A 16,918-nucleotide genomic window follows, 5' to 3' on the forward strand; every position below is an offset into this window, starting at 1 on the left:
TCGAATTTCTTCTCAGCCAATGCAGGATTGAAGGCTCAGGATCAGCCCTATCAGGGACACTGACGCCAGCACGGCGAACTCAATTCTGATGCCCCAGATCCGAAGCCAATTCCGCATCGTACAGAGCCTCAGTTCGTAGAGCTTTGGAAGCTAAGTTGATCGAAGCGCTCAGCAACAGTCTTCCACATTGCTATGCCTGCCTCGTCCCCTTCGTTGAATAGCCGCTGGATTTGCTGCGCGATATACGCGGTTCCCTCTTCGCCATGGTTCTTTTCGACCCAGAGCGCGACGGCCCACAATTCCTGATCGCGGTTCAGCACCATGGTTCACGTCTACCGGTCCAGGTTCGCGCCAGGCCTTCGCTGACCAGCTGATCGCCAAGCGAGCGGCCGCCGCGCGTTACAACCCGCAATTTGCGACCGTACTGATCCTCGTCTCTGCTACCGATGGTCCTCAGTTCAAAGGGCCCGCCATTCAGCAATTCGACAAGGCGGTGCGTCGCACGCATGCCGAGTTGGTATTCATAATCGCAACGAGGCTCGCTGATCTCGGGAGTATCGATGTCGGCAATGCGGATCTTCACGCCATCAAGCCAGAAAGTATCTCCATCCACGACGCAAGTTCGCCGGATGGATCCGCAGATGCCGAATTGTGGGGAGCTCGCTTGCTGGAATAAAGCCAGAGGCTGCTGATCGTCGTTAGCAAGGCTGGCATTATGGACTGGCCAGTTGAGTGCCAGCATCCCTCCAGCTAGTACGACCGCGAATGCTCCCAAACCCAACGCGATCTCCCTTCTCAACTTCCGGCGCTTCTGTGCCTTCAACGCCTTGCGAAAGTCGAACGGCTCACCGGGGGTCTCATTCACTAGCGTTGTCCGTCTTCATTCCGGCACATGATTTCAGACAATAGCCGGAAATCAGGCAGTTTCGTCAATTGTACGTACCAATTGCTTGCCAACGTCCCAACACGGACCGGACATATTGCGGCGTTTCACCGTTGCTGGGAATGCCGCGTGATCGGGAGACGGCACCTGGGCCAGCATTGTAAGCAGCCAAGGCCAGGTGGACCGCGTCGAACCGATCCAACATATCGCGAAGGTACCTTGCCCCACCGTCGATCGATGCAAGGGGGTCATGACGGTTCCGGACGCCCAGTTCTCGCGCAGTGGCCGGCATAAGCTGGGCCAGCCCGGCAGCACCGGCTGGACTCACAGCCATTGGATTGAAGCGGGATTCGGCCCAGATAAGAGCACGAAGCAGGTTGGTCGGAAGCCCGTACCGGCGCTCAGCCTCGGCTATCGCCGCCATATACAGGCTTTCCCGATAGGATACGTTTGCTGGCTCGGCCTGGTAGATTGCAGGAAGATATTCCCTTGCCGGATGCTGGTCTGTCTTCGGCGGAACGATCGCGTGCTCGAACAAGGTGAAATCCTGGGCGCGGACTTGCTGTGAGGATGTCGCGGCCATCCCCAGACAGGCGACCGCTAGCGCGGTCAGACGATTGAGGCAGGTCATCTCGACTTGTGCTCCATTGATTCGAATCGAAGGAGAACATAAAAAGAACATGTGCCTGTAGGAAAGCCGCGAATGCCTGCCTTTGGGAGAGGAGAGGAACGCTGATGAGGGGGCCACTTTGCATGCTGAGGAGCTCGCATGTCCCTGTCTGTCCAAACTCATCCCAACCGGTCGCTTGCCGAGACCGCCCGTCGCATTTGCGAATCGCGAGGGGGCAAATGGTCCGGCACAAAGGGCATGGCCTGTTGCCCCGCGCATGATGACCGCACGCCGTCACTCGGTGTGTCGCTCGGCCGACAGGCCATCCTCTTCCACTGTTTCGCGGGATGCGATCAGCAGAGCGTGCTGGCTGCTCTGGCGCGTGAAGGTTTCGAGACACCGGCGCTTTTTGCAGGTTCTGCGACCAACAACGAACCCGAATCGACCAGCACCCGCAAACCCTCGGCGGTAGCGCTGAGGATCTGGCGCGATGCGCAGCCACTGCGTGCCAGTTCGGCAAAGGCATATCTTGAAAGCCGCGGCATCCTCGCCGCATCTCCGGCGCTCCGCTTCCATCCACGAACGCCGCTTGGCCCGAAAGGACGGGCCCGCTTTCTGCCCGCCATGATCGCGGCAGTCAGCCTCGACGAGGGCCCGATCGCCATCCACCGCACGTTCCTGTCTACCGAGGCTTCAGGCAAGGCCGCTTTCGAAAAGCCGAAACGCGCGCTCGGCGCGCTCAGTGAAGCGGCTGTTCGTCTCTTCGCTCCAGTTTCCGGCAAGCTTGGCCTTGCCGAGGGGGTCGAGAGCGCGATGTCGGCCTATGCTCTCACCGGCATTCCCGTCTGGGCGACCCTGGGCAATGAGCGCTTCGGTCTCGTCAGTGTGCCTGAGAGCGTGACCGAGCTTCACCTCTTCGTCGATCACGATGCTGGCGGCGAGCTGGCTGCGTCGCGTGGCCTGGCCGCTTATGCCCGCGATTGGCGGACGATCCACGTTCGCAAACCATCCTCACGCGACACCGACTGGAACGATGAACTTACAGAATGGCTGCGCCGCAAAGCGGCGCGGTAGAGGAGAGAGAGAGAGCTTCTCGAATTCCTGATCCGGCAGAGGGCGTGTCCCGATGCCCCCATCAGGAGGACGAATTGCCATGTTTCAATCAGACCTGTTTCCCGCCGGCGAGCAGTTGCCGTCCATGCCCTTGGCCTATGCCATTGGCACCCGAGTTGCCGCGCTTCTTGCTTCCGGACGTCATCTTACCCGTACCGACATTTCCGGGCTGTTCGCCGAAGAGACCGGTGTTCTGGACTGGGGAGGTGCCTGGACGATCGACGACTACAACAGCGCGGTCGAGATCGGCGCACTACTCTGGCTTCGAGAGGCCTCACGGATCGATCTGGTGACGAATGTACACGAAGCCGAAGCGCGGTTCGACTGGCTCGAAGCAGCCTTGCCGCCGCGGCACGTTCGCAGCGAAGCACAGGTCGAGCTCCAGCAGTTCTCGACCCCGCCAATGCTGGCCTTGCTGATGGCGAAGGCCGCAGCGGTCTGCGCGCAAGACACGCTGCTCGAACCGTCCGCAGGCAATGGTGCCCTTGCTCTCTGGGGTTGCCTCCAGAACGCTTCGCTGCTCCTCAACGAGATCGATCCGGCAAGACGAGACGGTCTGGCCCACGTCTTCCCCACGGCCGCCATCACTGCGCATGACGGGGAACTGATCGTCGACTTGCTTCGCGGCCCTGTTCCGTCTGCCGTGCTGATGAACCCGCCATTCGCTCACAGCCTGGAACGCGGCAAGGACGGTGAGACCGCTATGCGTCACCTACGCGGTGCGATCCGGGCCGCTGCTAATCGGGCGAGGATCGTCGCCATTATGCCTGAAGGCTTCGACGCCTCCACCTTCGCCAAGGAACAGGACGAAGCATCGCTGCTCCTCGATGTTCGCCTGCAGCAGATGTTTCGCCGGACAGGGACGGGGATCGCTGTTCGCCTGGTTGTGTTCGACAAGACGCCGACTGCGTCCTCGCCTGCGATCACCGGAGATACTGCCGACCTCATCTCGCTCCACGAGCTTATCACTGCGCTTCCGCCACGCGTACAGACCTCCGCCAACATCCATCGCCTGCCGCTCGGCAAGCCAGTGCGCCTCGTTGGCAAGACTTCGGCCCAAAGCGCGCCGGTTCGGCCGGTGGCGCCGTTCGCCGCGACACCAGCAGCCACGGCGAATGCGATCGACCTTGCCTATTCGGTCCTCGCCGACCCCGCGCCTGTGCCCGAACAGGCAGGCATCTACCTGCCTTACCGGCCCAGCCGCATCGCCTTCGAAGATGCTCCGGTCCATCCCACCCCGCTCGTGGAATCGGTCGCCATGGGTTCGGTCGCGGCACCGCAGCCCGATGTTTGCCCGCGCCTTCCCGCATGTTGGCAGGCCGATGGCCTGCTGTCCGAAGCGCAATGCGAGACACTGGTCTACGCTGCCCAGGCATTTGCGCGCGATCTTCCGGGTCAGTTCAAGGTGAGCCAGGAAGGCACCTCGCTGGAACTCTCCGAGGACGGACACTCCTACCGCCAAGGCTTCTTCCTCGGCGACGGAACCGGAGCGGGCAAAGGACGGCAGATCGCCGCGGTCATCATGGATCGCTGGCTCGCAGGCGAGCGCCGACATGTCTGGATCACCAAGAACGAGGCGCTGCTCGAAGATGCACGCCGCGACTGGGAAGCGCTTGGCGGGCTGCCGCTCGATCTCCAGCCGCTCTCGCGCTGGAAACTCGGCCAGCCCGTAACGATGTCCGAAGGCATTCTCTTCGTCACCTATCCGACGCTGCGCTCGGGCCGCGCCGAGGATACGCGGCTCGACCAGATCCTTGCCTGGGCGGGCGAGGATTTCGACGGCGTGATCGCTTTCGACGAAGCCCATGCGATGGCTAATGCGCTCGGGCGCTCTTCAATCCGCGGCAAGGTCAAGGGCTCCGAACAAGGGATGGCGGGCCTCAGGCTGCAGAACCATCTCCCGCGCGCCCGCGTGCTCTACGCGTCTGCCACTGGCGCTTCGGATATCGCCAACCTCGGTTACACTTCCCGCCTCGGTCTTTGGGGACCCGAGACCGCTTTTCCGACCCACGAGGCCTTCATGACCGAGATCCGCGCTGGCGGCGTCGCGGCGATGGAGCTCGTCGCCCGTGATCTCAAGGCCCAGGGCCTCTATCTTGCCCGTGCGCTGTCCTTCGCCGGGGTCGAGTACGAGGTCCTCGAACACAGCCTGACCGAAGCACAGGTACGGATCTACGATGCCTATGCTGATGCCTGGGCGATCATCCACCGCAACCTCGAAGCTGCGCTCGAAGCAACCCGCGTGGTCGACGAGGACAGCGGCGACACGCTCAACCGCAATGCCAAGACTGCGGCGCTATCGATCTTCGAAGGCACCAAGCAGCGCTTCTTTGCCCAGCTCCTGCTTTCGATGAAATTGCCGAGCCTTATCCCCGCGATGGAAGTAGCGCTTGGCGAAGAGCATTCGGTTGTCGTGCAGCTGGTCTCGACCGCGGAGGCCATGCTCGACCGGCGCCTTGCCGACCTTACCGTGGAAGAACGCGAAGCGCTCGATATCGATCTGTCCCCGCGTGAATACGTCATCGACTACCTTACGAAGAGCTTCCCGGTACGATTGATGCAGGTCTTCGCCGACGAGGACGGCAATCTTCGCTCCGAGGCGATGAGCGACGGAGAGGGCAATCCCGTTTTCTGCCCGCGCGCCATTGCTGCGCGCGATGCGCTGATCGAACAGCTTTGCGCGCTGCCGCCCATCGCCACTGCGCTCGATGCGATTATCGAACATTTCGGAACCGACGCCGTGGCCGAAGTCACGGGCCGGACCCGCAGGCTTGTCCTGGGCCGCGATGGTGAGCAGCGCCTCGAACGGCGTAGCCCCAGCGCCAATGTCGCCGAAGCCCAAAGCTTCATGGAAGGGACCAAGCGCATCCTGGTCTTCTCGGATGCAGGCGGCACGGGGCGTTCCTATCATGCCGACCTCGGCTGCCGTAACCAGCAGCGCCGGGTTCATTTCCTGCTCGAGCCGGGCTGGCGCGCCGACAACGCCATCCAGGGTCTCGGCCGTACCAACCGCACCAACCAGGCCTCGGCCCCGCTGTTCCGGCCGGTAACCACCGACGTGAAGGGTGAGCGCCGGTTCATCTCGACCATTGCGCGAAGGCTCGATGCCTTGGGCGCGCTTACGCGCGGCCAGCGCCAGACCGGCGGACAGAACCTGTTCGACCCGGCCGACAATCTCGAAAGCGACTATGCGCGCGACGCGCTCAGCCGCTGGTTCCAGCTGCTCTATGACGGCAAGCTCGAAGCCACGAGCTTCGGTAACTTCGTTGACAGGACCGGGCTGCGCCTTGAAAACCCCGATGGCGGGCTGACCGATAATCTCCCGACAATCCAGCGCTGGCTCAACCGCATCCTCGCGCTGCCGATCGCGCTTCAGAACGCGATATTCGACGAATATCTCGGGTTGGTAGAGGCGCGGATCGAAGCCGCGCGTGAGGCTGGAACGCTTGATCAGGGTCTTGAGACCGTCACGGTCGATCGATTCACGGTCCTTGCCGACGAACTCCTCCGCGTTGACCCCGTGACCGGTGCCGAGACCCGCCTCGTCTCGCTCGAGGTGTCGAGGCACCTTCGGCCTCTGCGCTTGCAGCGCCTGGTGCGGATGCACGATATCGGCAGCCCGCATGCGATCCCGATGCGCAATGCACGCTCGGGCAAGGTCGCGCTGTCGGTTCCTGCCCGGCGCCTCATCGCTGACGATGGGGCCGTGATCGAACGTCGCCGCCTGCTGCGCCCGCTCAAGTCCGCCAACTGGACACTTGAGGCACTCGCTGAGAGCCATTGGGAGGAAATTGGCGTCACTGCGTTCACCAGCGCCTGGCGGATCGAGGAAGAGGAGGCCTCCAAGTCACCGGTGACCGAGCGCGTCCATCTCGCCACCGGGCTGCTGCTCCCTGTCTGGAAGCGCCTGCCCGGCGATCATGTCCGGGTCACCCGGCTCGTTGCCGAGGACGGCCAGTCGATCATCGGACGGGAAGTGCTCGATATCGATCTCGCTGCGATCGCCGAGACCTTTGGCCTCTCCGGAGTTACCGGACCTTCGGCTGCGCGGATCGGCGACCTGGTCCTCTCAAGCGGCAAACCGCTGGCCCTTGCCAGCCACGATCTACTCACCGTGAAGCGATCGCTGGTGGGAGGCGAACAGCGCCTTGAACTGACCGGATTCTCGCCGGATCGCCTCGACTGGTACAAGAACAAGGGCTGCTTCACCGAGATCATCCGTTACCGCACGCGGCTGTTTGTCCCGGTGTCGAGAGCCTCTGAGATACTTGTTAAGCTCGGCGTCTAGGCCAGCAGCGATCGCCACGCCTCGCACTGCGACCATGGGAGGCGTTTCGATTTGGAAGCCTCGCAAGCGCAGCACTATTCTGTTCTTGATTGACCGCTCACCGCATTGGGATTGACCATATTTCAATGCGATCTAGGCAACTACCAACACCCGGAGGGAGATATTCGAATGCAATACGCCGCCTTCGCATCGCAGACTTTCGACAACATGCTCGGCACGCTTGACCACCTGCTGGCGAAGGCAATTGAAGCGGACATGTCGGACACGGCTCTCCACGCCCGATTGGCGGACGACATGTTTCCGCTAGAACTTCAGTTCCGCGTCGCGATCAACCAGGCGCTGCTCGCCCTGCAGCAGGTTGGGATAAAGGATGTCCCGCTCGAGGAAGAAAGCTATGCCTCGCTTGCCGAGGTGCGAGACCGTGTCGCGGCAGTCCGTGCCCGCGTCGCCGAAAGCAATCTTGCGGACTGGTCACCAGCGACTGGCGAAGTCGATCTGACCCTGCCTAACGGCGTCCGTTTCGTTATGTCCGCAGAGGAAGACATTCGCGACTGGATACTCCCAAACTTTTACTTTCACATGACCCTCGCCTACGCGCTGTTGCGGCGTGAAGGCCTTGAAATCGGCAAGATGGATTTCCTGCCGCACATGGAAAGGCACATGGTGCGGGCAACTTGAGACCGTATGGAGTTCTAGCACGCTGAAACTTCCCTTCCGACAGCCCGATTGCTGACAGAGGAAAACCGTCCGGGGCTACTCAGGTAAAATCGAAGCCGGTGGTGCTCGTGCAACCGCGCCGGGCTCGCGATCAAGCTTTCCTTCTTCGAGGATGCTCCCGGCCAAGCTGGGAGCAATGCTCACCGACTATCTGATGAGAGTGGAGGGAGCCCTTTGGGCTTGTGGGCCTCGTGATCCTCACCTGCGCCTTCATTCCATCAGGAGAACACCCATGATCCAGTCGATCCCTTTGAAGAAGCTCGCTGCGAGCCCGCGCAACGTTCGCAAGTCTAGCGACGTGCTGGCCGACCTCCAGCTGCGGGCAGACATTGCTGCGCGCGGCCTGCTGCAGAACCTCGTCGTGCGCAGAGGAAAGCGCGGCAAGTTCGAGGTCGAGGCCGGCGGTCGTCGGCTCGCCGCGCTGCAGGCGCTGGCCGAAGAGGGCACCTTGCCCCAAAACCACGAGGTAACCTGCCTCGTCATCGAAGGCGAGGAAAGCGAAGTGCGCGAAGCCAGCCTGGCCGAAAACTTCCAGCGTCTCGCGATGAACCCGGCCGACGAGGCGCAGGCCTTCGCTTCCATCATCGAGGCAGGGGCTACCACCGAAGACGTGGCGCGCCGCTTCGGCCTCACCGTCCGGTTCGTCGAAGGGCGCCTGCGTCTGGCAAGTCTTGCACCCTGCGTTTTCGAAGCGCTCGCCGAAGGCACGATTACGCTCGACATGGCCAAGGCATATGGCGCGATTTCCGACGTGGAGCGCCAGGCGCATGTCTATGCCGAGCTGCAGGACGCCTGGTACCAGATCACGCCCGACACGATCCGCCGCATGGTGCTTGATGCCACGGTGCGTGGTTCCGATCCGCGTGCCGTGCTCGTCGGACGCGATGCCTATCTCGCCGCAGGCGGCCGGATCGAGCGCGAACTGTTCGACGATGATGCCAGTGAAAGCTGGATCGATGTCGCGTTGCTCGAAGACCTCGCGCACAAGGCCATGGAAGAGGCGGCGGAAAAGACCGCGCTCGAATATGGCCTTGCCTGGGTTCGGCCGACGCTTGGCAACTACGTCAGCCACGACCTCGTTGAAGGTCTCGGTCGCTTGCCGTGTGAGCCTGCGCCAATGACCGAGCAGGAAGTGCAGGAACTCGGCGAACTAGAGGCCGACTACGACCGCGTCGCCGCTGTGCTCGAAGACGAAGACAGCGACGAAGACGAGGTGGCCAAGGCGGAACAGGAACTCGTGGTGATCGACCGCGCCATGCGCGCGCTCAATGATCGGCCGCCGGTGCTTGCCGACGAACTGAAATCCGAGGCTGGTGCCTTCTTAGTCCTCTCGCGCAATGGCGAGCCAACATTGGTCCCGCAGTTCTACACCGAGACCGAGGTCATCACCGACGAAGGTCCTATCGAGGCAGTCGAGGACAGCGGAACGGCAAAGCCCAAAGGAAGCTCGCTATCCCAGCGCCTGCTTGATGAACTGGCCATGCAGCGCCGCGACATCCTGGCGATCCATCTCGCCAACGATCCGGCATTGGCGCTCGACTTCATGGTCTTCACGCTCGCAGATGCCGATGCGCACGACTGGCGCGCCAAGAAGGCGTCGACGCTGGTCGGCTCGGTCGCGTCCGGGCCGGTCACCGGGTTCGAAGCCAAGGATGCACCGGCGAGCGCTGCTCTGGCCGAATTTGCCGGGGCGCTCGATGAAAGCTGGCGTGCTGGGACAAGCGACGTGGAGCGGTTTGCAAGGTTCCGGGCGCTTTCCGACGAGGCGCGCTCGGCATGGCTTGGCCATGTCGTCTCGCGCACTCTGATTGCCAGCCTTGCCTGCGAAGGCGAGCGCTCGGTGCCGCTGCACGAGGCGCTCGGCTCGCTGCTCGAAATCGAGACTGCACATTGGTGGCGTCCTACCGCAGCGAATTACTTCGATCGTGTGGCCAAGACCCGCACGCTCGAAGCACTCGACGCCGCCGGTGGTCCCGAACTGGTCAGTCGTTATGCTGCATCGAAGAAGGCCGAACTGGCGAGCGCAGCCGAGCGCATCTTCTCGGGCAACTTTATTGGCGAGCCCGAGGTCCAGGAACGGGCGCAGGCTTGGGTTCCGCCGATCATGCGTTTCGCCGGTGCCGAGCAGGTCGCACCGGTTGCCGCTGAAGGTGACGACCGGGTCAGCGACGACGCGACTGACGAAATCGCCGAGCAAGCTGCCTGACCCCTCCTGACAGGTCCAGGTCACTCGGCGGGCGGTCCGTCCCAATCGGGACGGACCGCCTTCTTGACACTGTTCCGACGCAGTGCGGGCAGACCGGTTAAAGCAAGGCCGCTCCGGGCCGACCGCGCCCGAGATGATCGCCTTTGTTGCGAAGCGGACATTGCCTGACAGAAAGGCAGCCGCATCCGATGCAGTCGGCAAGGCCATCGCGAAGGTTCGTGAGAGCAGTGATCCTCTCGTCGAGACGGTCGCGCCACCCCGCCGATAGCTTTTCCCAGTCTGCCTGCGTCGGGGTACGACCGTTCGGGAGCGAGCGCAGCACGGCCCGCAGTTCGGCAATCGAGACGCCAGCTTGCTGAGCAACGCGGATGATGGCGATCCGTCGCAGAACGTCGCGGGCGAAGCGGCGCTGGTTTCCACTCGTCCGCCAACTTTCGATCAACCCCTCCCGCTCGTAAAAATGGATCGCCGACACACTACAGCCGCTGCGTGACGCAACCTCCCCGACCGTCAGAGGCCGCTTGATATCGATTTTTTCAGAGCAGGCCTCACTCATCGGTAATGTCCCACTTGACCTCAACAATTGTTGAGGTTGTATCGAGTGAGTCACTTGGCTGCAACCGCCTTACTCAAGAGACCAAGCGAGGAAATCCAGTGACATCCAATCAAGCAACGAACGATGCCGATCGGCCAGAAACAGAAGCGAGCTGGGCGGATTTGCTTAGCGGTGCCAACGGCGTGCTCTCGCTCGCGCTGGCGGGCGGAGTTATGTTGCATGCCATCAACGTCTACGTGACGATCACTATCCTGCCCTCCGTGGTCGCGGAGATCGGCGGCGCTGCGTTTTACGCGTGGAACACGACGCTTTTCATCCTCGCGTCCATCATCGGGTCCGTCCTTTCGTCCGGCCTGCTGCTCCGCTGGGGGGCCCGCACCAGTTACCGCTGCGCCATCAGCATTTTCCTGCTTGGAACAGCCCTTTGCGCGTTGTCGCCTTCGATGCCAGTTCTCCTCGTCGGGCGCTCGATCCAGGGCCTCGGTGGCGGCGTCCTGTTTGCGCTCTCCTACGCCATGATCCAGATAGTCTTTCGTCAGTCGCTGTGGTCGCGGGCAATGGCGCTAGTCTCGAGCATGTGGGGTGCCGCTACGCTTGCTGGACCGGCGCTCGGGGGGATTTTCGCCGAGCTCGAGCTGTGGCGGGGGGCTTTCTGGATTCTCGTTGCAGTGGGATTGCCGTACTGGGTTCTGACCGAGCGGATCCTTCCCGACCCCAACGGCGAACATGCTCGTCCAGCCCCGGTGGCGTGGGCCCAGATTGCACTTCTTTGCTCGAGTGTAATGGCAGTTTCTATTGCCAGTCTTTCTCGCGATGCCCTGTTCAACGCTGGTGGGCTTGTGATCGCCGGTCTCTGTACAGCCGCGCTAGTTGCACTGGAACGACGCCGCGACCTTTGTCTCCTGCCTCAGGGATCAACAATCCCAGGCTCCCCCTTGGCCAACCTCTACCTCGTCATGGCCCTGCTGGTCGTAGCGATCCAGACTGAGATCTTCGTTCCCTACTTTCTCCAGTCCCTCAGCGGTGCCTCTCCGCTTGTCGCGGGCTATCTTGCCGCGCTCATGGCGGCGGGCTGGGCGGTCGCCGCCCTGCTTTTTTCCGGACTTCATGACCGAAACGTTCGCCTCGCCGTGGTCTTTGGTCCGCTGCTCGTCTCCGCTTCGTTGGCCGCGCTGGCGTGGCTGCTACCAGGTTCCCATGCGAAAGGGGCCGCTCTGGTCCCGGTCGGCATCAGCTTGACCCTCGCCGGTTTCGGTATCGGTCTCACTTGGCCGCATCTCCTGGCACGGGTGCTGGTCGTTGCACCCAGCACAGAGGCCGAGAAAGCGTCGGCCGGGATCACCACCCTGCAACTTTTCGCCACCGCGCTCGGTGCGGCCTTTGCCGGATTGGTCGTGAATGCATTCGGGTTTGGAAGCGGGGCTGCACGATCTGCCGACCAACAGGCTGCCTTCTGGCTCTTCGCGCTCTTTGCTGCCGCACCGCTGATTGCAGCATGGCCCGCATGGCGCGTGTCGAGGCAGATGCGCGGTGACGGAGATCAATCGTGATGACCGACACTGTCTTTATCGTTTTGCTGTCGGCTGGCACAGGGCTCTGGTGCGCCATTGCTGCGATCAACAACATCATGGCTTGGCGCGAAAGCCTTGCAAAGACGTCGGATTTCATGGGCATGGTTCCGCTCGAGCAGGCACCCGCCGTCGATACTGTATTGCTGGTTCGCAAGGTCGAAACGCAAGCGGCGGCGCATGCAGCACTGGCTTTGATTCTTTTGCTGCAACTGGCTGCGGGAACAGCGCTCCTGCTCGGTTCGGCAGTGGTTGCATCCGGACTTTCCATTTCGGCTTTGCCGCCCGGTGGAGAGCTTATCAAGCTTGGCTATGCGGTCTTCTGTATGCTCTGGCTTGTCTTCCTCTTGGGGACGCTCTGGTTCGCCGGCTGGATCAAAGAGCCATTGTTACAACTCACGCAGATCGCCTTGCTGCTGTGGGGGCTCGCAGGTTATCTCGTCACAGCGCTTCTGGCCTAGCGCCGCTCCAAACCCTTTTGTGACGCAGTAATGCCGTCTTCGAACTTCTCGGCGTTGCTCGGGCGCACGCGACGGTGTTGAGTGCTCATCACGGCGACCTGAAGCGATGTGGGAGGTATCGCGTTTGGGTTCGCAGATGTCGGACGCCTAACCAATCATCGCGCGCTTATCGGCCAACCGGACGCAGCCAAACTCATTGACGAAAGAGTTTCCGATCGGCGAGAGCGTTGTTGCTGCAAGTCCGCACCCGCATCGATCTCGCGGCATTCCAAAGTGAACCTAGAGCCTCCTTTGGCCGGCTTACCCGTCTACCACCCCGTGCGCTTCACAAGCAGAGCCGTGGCTAGGCCCATCACCACCATCCCGGCGGAGGAGAGCACGAATGCCCACCACAGCGGTGCCCCGTAGTTTGCAAGCAGTACGCCTCCGACTACGACCACTAGCAAACGCATACCCTGAGCGGCGATGGGGCCGCCAACTTTTCCGGCTCCCTGGGCTGCGAAGTACAGGCACAAACCAAGCCCGAAGAAAGGAAAGCCGAGAGCAGCGATACGGAAATAGGTCTCGGCAACGCGTGTGACTTCAGGTTCCTGGGTGAACATCGCCACCCAGAGGTTCGGCGACAGCCAGAGCAATGCGCCAACCAAGCCCAGAACGCCCGCCGCAAGCGAGCCCGCCGTCCACGCGACAGCCCGCGCCCTGGCGATGTCATGCCGGCCGATCGCCGTTCCGACAAGCGGAACGCAGGCGATGCCCACCGAGAATGCGAGAGGTATCAGGAGAAATTCGAGCCGCACCGCTATGCCGTAACCCGCGAGCGCCGCCTCACCGTAGCGCGCGACGATTGCCGTGAGTGTCACCACCGACGCCACCGACAGCAATGGCGAGAGCATTGCTATTCCCCCGATCCGCATGATCGCCGTGATCTCGGTGAGCGACACCTGGCTGAGGTCAAATGTCATTCGCAGGCGCGAACGTTCCGATCGCAGATAGGCGGCGAGAAACGCAGCCGAAGCGGTGAAGGCGACCACCTGACCCAGGGCGACGCCGACGATCCCGAGCCTGGGGAGCGGACCGAGCCCGAACCCGAACGCCCCGCCCACGCCAATCTGAACGAGCCCCGCAGCGAGCAAAGTGTAGGCGGGAACCACCATGTTGCCCGATCCCCTTGCGGCGGAGGCCAGCATATTGGTCGCCCAGATTGGAATTACCGCAAGAGCCGCCATGCTCGCATAGGCGACCGCTTCCTGCAGAATACCGCCCTCACCCCCCATCAGACGGAAGAGCGGTGCACCGAGCGTGAAGATCATGGCCGCGAAGGCGAGACCAAAGACGAGACCGATCGCCAGAGCGCTAATCGCGACCGATTCCGCGCGCAGCCGGTCTTCTGCGCCAAAGGCGCGGCTGACGGCACCGGAAACGGTACCGCCCAGAGCACCCGCCGACAGCATCTGCATGAGCATGAAAATCGGGAATGCGAGGGCTATGCCGCCCAACGAGGCGAGCCCGAGGCGAGCGACATAGGCCGTCTCGGCGATCGACACGACCGCAACCGAGCAAAGCGATATCAAGTTCGGGATGCTGAGCTTAACGAGCGTCGGAAGGATCGCGCCCTCGACCATCATGAGGGCACGACGCTCGGCGGGGGTCTCTGCTTCGACCGCCACACCGACGGCGCCGCCGGGAACGTCAAGGCTGTCTAACTGCTTCAAGTCCGGATCCGAAGCAAAGTCGAGCTGGCCGAGGCGATCAGTCGGCCCTCCATATCCGTCAGTTTCGCCTCGCAATAGGCGACCCGCCGGCCCATGGTGAGGACAGTTCCCTCGGCGCGCACCGGTCCGGTTTCTTCGTCCATGGAGCGGTGGTAGGCGACTTTGAGCTCGAGAGTTGTGAAGCTCTCGTCCGCCTCAAGCCGGCTGGCGGTTGCAATACCGCATGCTGAATCTAGCAAGGTCGCGGCATAGCCGCCGTGGACGCTGCCTATGGGGTTGTAAGCGAAGCGACCGGGTATGCCTTCGAACACCGCGCGGCCGAGTTCGACTTCGACAAGTGCGAACTCGAGCCTCTCGCCGATCGGCGGACGACCGCCTGCCGCAAGGAGTGCCCTCACTCGTTCGAGGCCGGTCTGATCGTGCACGGCCGTCACGAGCCGTATCTCCCGACGAGATCCTCGTAGCAATTGTTCAGCAGGGCATCGGACTCAGCTGTCCGGCCGAGAGCGCGGGCGAGAGCGATCGCGCCAACCAATTGTGCGACCACGGCCGTCGCCCTTGCGTCCGGATTGCTGTATTCCAAGCGCTCCAGCGCGCGCATCATCCGGGCTGTCATTTCACCCAATCCCTGACTGAGCGCATCGGCGGCAGCACCGCCCATTCGGCCAACTTCGCCTGATAATGCGGGCAACGGACAGCCACGCTCTGGACGATCCCGGTGATCGGCCGAAAGATAGGATCGCCAGTAGTTGAAGAGCGCCGCGCGAACTCCATCATCAGCTCTGTTCAGCGCTGCGTCGAGCTCCGAGGTCCGCAGCCGGACATCCTCGAACATGGCGGCAATTGCTTCGCCGACCAGAGCATCCTTCGACCCGAAATGGGCATAAAACCCGCCATGCGTCAGTCCCGCCCCGGACATGATATCCCCGACCGACACATGGGCAGGCCCCCTCTTGCGAAGCTCGCGCGAAGCCACGTGCAGGATACGCCGTCTTGTTTCTGCCTTCTGCTCGCTTGGGTATCGCATCACCCGTCCACCTATAATATGATAAACATCATACTATTGGTTTGCGGCTGGCGGCAAGCGTGTTCTTTTTGGTTTTTGAATGAGAAGCCGGGTGCGGTGGTTGCGGCAATCGCTCGGGGAACATCCACGCGTTCGATTTGCGCGATCTCGTGAAAATCAGGAGGGAGAGGAGGCTCTTTGTTTCCTGAGCCGGGACATTTCCGTCCTGGTGATCAGGAGAACTCCCATGAAGAAGTCCCGTCGCGCTGCATCAACTTCGCCGGCTCAGAGCATCACCGCCGCCATCATCGAAAAGCTCGAGCAAGGCACCAAGCCTTGGGTCAAGCCGTGGCGCGGTGTGCCGGTTTCGCGACCCTTGCGGAGCTGTGGGACACCCTATCGCGGCATGAACACTTTCTGGTTGTGGATGGTGGCCGATGGCTGTGGCTACGCCTCGCCCTACTGGATGACGTACCGCCAGTGTCAGAAGCTTGGCGGACAGGTCCGCAAGGGTGAGAAGTCGACCATAGCGATCTTCTACAAGAGCTACACCAAGGAGGTCGAGAACGCCGAAGGCGAGGCCGACACCGAAAACCGGCGCGTGCTCAAGGCCTATGCCGTGTTCAACGCCGACCAGTGCGACGGCCTCCCCGAGTTCTATCATCCCAAGCCGCTGGTTGCCGCACTGGAGCCCGAAGGTCGCGAAGAGCGGCTTGATGCCTTCTTTGCCCAAATCGGCGCAGACCTGCGCCATCATGGCGCGCAGGCCTATTACGAGCCGCTGCGCGACCGGGTCACCATGCCGCCAGCCGAACTCTTCGATGCCTACGACCACTACTATGCGACGCTCGCACACGAGCTGTCGCACTGGACGGGTCATTCTTCGCGGCTCGACCGCGATCTCAAGAACCGCTTCGGCAGCGACGCCTATGCTGCCGAAGAACTGATCGCCGAACTTTCGTCGGCAATCCTTGGCGCTGAACTGGGTCTCCCAGTCACCCACCTCGACCATCATGCCAGCTATATCGCCTCCTGGCTCAAGATCCTCAAATCGGACGAGCGCGCAATCCTGACCGCTGCGGCCAAGGCCGAGGAAGCGGCCAGCCTGCTCCTCGAACTGGGCGGATACCAATCCAACGAAAGCGAGGCCGACATCGATCTCGCTGATGCAGCCTGAGTAGCAGTGAGATGGGACGTTCCGTCAGCTATCCGACCGGCTCCGTGGTGGCCTTTCGTCTGCTCGATGACGGCGAAGACGAAGATGTCGACTGGGCCTACGAGTGCCTAGTCGACGAGATCATCGATACCACGAAGGGGGTCTTTCCTTCCTTTGAGCGCTTCGACGGATGGCGCGGCCGCGAGGACCGCATTCTCCTGCGAAACGCCTTCGCCGATTGCGGCATATCGACCTGGTGCGGGCTCGCCGCGATCTGGCTCGTCGAGCGCGACGATGCCCGGTACTGGGGGGCCAATTTCTACAACCCACGAACGGCGAGAGCACGGCACTGGCTTGGCCAGGTCTCGGGTAGGTTCATCGAACTGTTTGGTGAGTTGCGCCAAGTCGGGCGGTTCTCGAACGGCGAAGCGATCTTCGAGCGCCCCCGATCTGCTGGTGCCACCGGGTCCTGATCCTGCCTCATTCCTGTCCGCCGGGAGAGGCCCTTGGGCCGGTCGGGGCGCGCCGCAACCTGCGGCCCGTCGGCCCGTGTTGCCCGCGCCAGCCTAGGGCCGCAGGTTTCCCGCTACGCGGTGCGTCACGCCCCTTTCCCCGGCCCTGATCGGGCTCCGGCGGACAGGA

At 62.3% G+C, this 16,918-nt stretch carries 15 protein-coding genes; 8 read left to right on the forward strand and 7 right to left on the reverse strand.

Features of this window, described 5'->3' with window-relative positions; translation table 11 throughout:
- Positions 1 to 128 precede the first annotated feature (128 nt).
- The 3 genes from K3174_RS03550 to K3174_RS03560 form a co-directional block, all read right to left on the reverse strand.
- A complete protein-coding gene (locus tag K3174_RS03550) occupies positions 129 to 323 on the reverse strand; it encodes a DUF6961 family protein (RefSeq protein ID WP_221555572.1) in 195 nt (64 codons plus the stop codon).
- Positions 314 to 865, reverse strand: coding sequence for a thermonuclease family protein (locus K3174_RS03555; RefSeq protein WP_221555575.1), 552 nt, complete (start codon positions 863 to 865; stop codon positions 314 to 316). Before K3174_RS03555 ends, K3174_RS03550 begins: the two co-directional genes overlap by 10 nt.
- 64 nt (positions 866 to 929) lie before the next feature.
- A complete protein-coding gene (locus tag K3174_RS03560; protein WP_221555577.1) occupies positions 930 to 1,514 on the reverse strand; it encodes a lytic transglycosylase domain-containing protein in 585 nt (194 codons plus the stop codon).
- Positions 1,515 to 1,652: 138 nt separating this feature from the next.
- Between K3174_RS03560 and K3174_RS03565 the strand changes: the two genes are divergently transcribed.
- From K3174_RS03565 to K3174_RS03580, 4 genes are all read left to right on the forward strand, one after another.
- Positions 1,653 to 2,567, forward strand: a complete 915-nt coding sequence (locus tag K3174_RS03565) for a DUF7146 domain-containing protein (protein WP_221555579.1) — start codon at positions 1,653 to 1,655, stop codon at positions 2,565 to 2,567.
- A gap of 79 nt (positions 2,568 to 2,646) precedes the next feature.
- Positions 2,647 to 6,894, forward strand: coding sequence for a strawberry notch family protein (locus tag K3174_RS03570; RefSeq protein ID WP_221555581.1), 4,248 nt, complete (start codon positions 2,647 to 2,649; stop codon positions 6,892 to 6,894).
- A 168-nt stretch (positions 6,895 to 7,062) separates the two neighbouring features.
- A complete protein-coding gene (locus tag K3174_RS03575; RefSeq protein ID WP_221555590.1) occupies positions 7,063 to 7,572 on the forward strand; it encodes a DUF1993 family protein in 510 nt (169 codons plus the stop codon).
- Between the two features lie 271 nt (positions 7,573 to 7,843).
- Positions 7,844 to 9,817, forward strand: coding sequence for a ParB/RepB/Spo0J family partition protein (locus tag K3174_RS03580; RefSeq protein ID WP_221555592.1), 1,974 nt, complete (start codon positions 7,844 to 7,846; stop codon positions 9,815 to 9,817).
- A 97-nt stretch (positions 9,818 to 9,914) separates the two neighbouring features.
- On the opposite strand, the gene soxR is transcribed toward K3174_RS03580, so the two are convergent.
- A complete protein-coding gene (gene soxR / locus K3174_RS03585) occupies positions 9,915 to 10,373 on the reverse strand; it encodes a redox-sensitive transcriptional activator SoxR (protein ID WP_221555594.1) in 459 nt (152 codons plus the stop codon).
- A 98-nt stretch (positions 10,374 to 10,471) separates the two neighbouring features.
- On the opposite strand from soxR, the gene K3174_RS03590 reads away from it, so the two are divergent.
- Positions 10,472 to 11,923: an MFS transporter gene (locus K3174_RS03590; RefSeq protein WP_221555596.1), complete on the forward strand. Its 1,452-nt coding sequence runs from the start codon at positions 10,472 to 10,474 to the stop codon at positions 11,921 to 11,923.
- Positions 11,923 to 12,402 (forward strand): DUF2165 family protein, encoded by a 480-nt coding sequence (locus K3174_RS03595; protein WP_221555597.1) that lies wholly within the window; start codon positions 11,923 to 11,925, stop codon positions 12,400 to 12,402. The genes K3174_RS03590 and K3174_RS03595 overlap by 1 nt, the downstream gene beginning before the upstream one ends.
- Positions 12,403 to 12,710: 308 nt before the next feature.
- Here the strand turns inward: K3174_RS03595 and K3174_RS03600 are convergent, their stop codons facing one another.
- Genes K3174_RS03600 through K3174_RS03610 form a run of 3 tightly spaced genes read right to left on the reverse strand, consistent with a single transcriptional unit; the run spans position 12,711 to position 15,141 of the window.
- On the reverse strand, positions 12,711 to 14,114 hold the full coding sequence (locus K3174_RS03600) for an MATE family efflux transporter (protein ID WP_221555599.1): 1,404 nt from the start codon (positions 14,112 to 14,114) through the stop codon (positions 12,711 to 12,713).
- Positions 14,111 to 14,548: a PaaI family thioesterase gene (locus K3174_RS16970; RefSeq protein ID WP_345719576.1), complete on the reverse strand. Its 438-nt coding sequence runs from the start codon at positions 14,546 to 14,548 to the stop codon at positions 14,111 to 14,113. The genes K3174_RS03600 and K3174_RS16970 overlap by 4 nt, the downstream gene beginning before the upstream one ends.
- On the reverse strand, positions 14,545 to 15,141 hold the full coding sequence (locus tag K3174_RS03610) for a TetR/AcrR family transcriptional regulator (RefSeq protein WP_247711867.1): 597 nt from the start codon (positions 15,139 to 15,141) through the stop codon (positions 14,545 to 14,547). The genes K3174_RS16970 and K3174_RS03610 overlap by 4 nt, the downstream gene beginning before the upstream one ends.
- Positions 15,142 to 15,367: 226 nt before the next feature.
- On the opposite strand from K3174_RS03610, the gene K3174_RS03615 reads away from it, so the two are divergent.
- A complete protein-coding gene (locus tag K3174_RS03615) occupies positions 15,368 to 16,297 on the forward strand; it encodes an ArdC family protein (protein WP_221555603.1) in 930 nt (309 codons plus the stop codon).
- Positions 16,298 to 16,308: 11 nt separating this feature from the next.
- Entirely contained in the window at positions 16,309 to 16,749 is a 441-nt protein-coding gene (locus K3174_RS03620; protein ID WP_221555605.1) for a hypothetical protein, read from the forward strand.
- Positions 16,750 to 16,918 lie beyond the last annotated feature (169 nt).

Origin of the sequence: Qipengyuania qiaonensis (assembly GCF_019711515.1) — a bacterium.
GTDB classification, from domain to species: Bacteria; Pseudomonadota; Alphaproteobacteria; order Sphingomonadales; family Sphingomonadaceae; genus Qipengyuania; species Qipengyuania qiaonensis.

Coding starts and splice junctions, on each gene's coding strand:
- K3174_RS03550 (WP_221555572.1), bottom strand. CDS start 323: ATGGTGCTGAACCGCGATCAGGAATTGTGGGCCGTCGCGCTCTGGGTC.
- K3174_RS03560 (WP_221555577.1), bottom strand. CDS start 1,514: ATGACCTGCCTCAATCGTCTGACCGCGCTAGCGGTCGCCTGTCTGGGG.
- K3174_RS03565 (WP_221555579.1), top strand. CDS start 1,653: ATGTCCCTGTCTGTCCAAACTCATCCCAACCGGTCGCTTGCCGAGACC.
- K3174_RS03570 (WP_221555581.1), top strand. CDS start 2,647: ATGTTTCAATCAGACCTGTTTCCCGCCGGCGAGCAGTTGCCGTCCATG.
- K3174_RS03575 (WP_221555590.1), top strand. CDS start 7,063: ATGCAATACGCCGCCTTCGCATCGCAGACTTTCGACAACATGCTCGGC.
- K3174_RS03580 (WP_221555592.1), top strand. CDS start 7,844: ATGATCCAGTCGATCCCTTTGAAGAAGCTCGCTGCGAGCCCGCGCAAC.
- soxR (WP_221555594.1), bottom strand. CDS start 10,373: ATGAGTGAGGCCTGCTCTGAAAAAATCGATATCAAGCGGCCTCTGACG.
- K3174_RS03595 (WP_221555597.1), top strand. CDS start 11,923: ATGACCGACACTGTCTTTATCGTTTTGCTGTCGGCTGGCACAGGGCTC.
- K3174_RS03610 (WP_247711867.1), bottom strand. CDS start 15,141: ATGCGATACCCAAGCGAGCAGAAGGCAGAAACAAGACGGCGTATCCTG.
- K3174_RS03615 (WP_221555603.1), top strand. CDS start 15,368: ATGAAGAAGTCCCGTCGCGCTGCATCAACTTCGCCGGCTCAGAGCATC.
- K3174_RS03620 (WP_221555605.1), top strand. CDS start 16,309: ATGGGACGTTCCGTCAGCTATCCGACCGGCTCCGTGGTGGCCTTTCGT.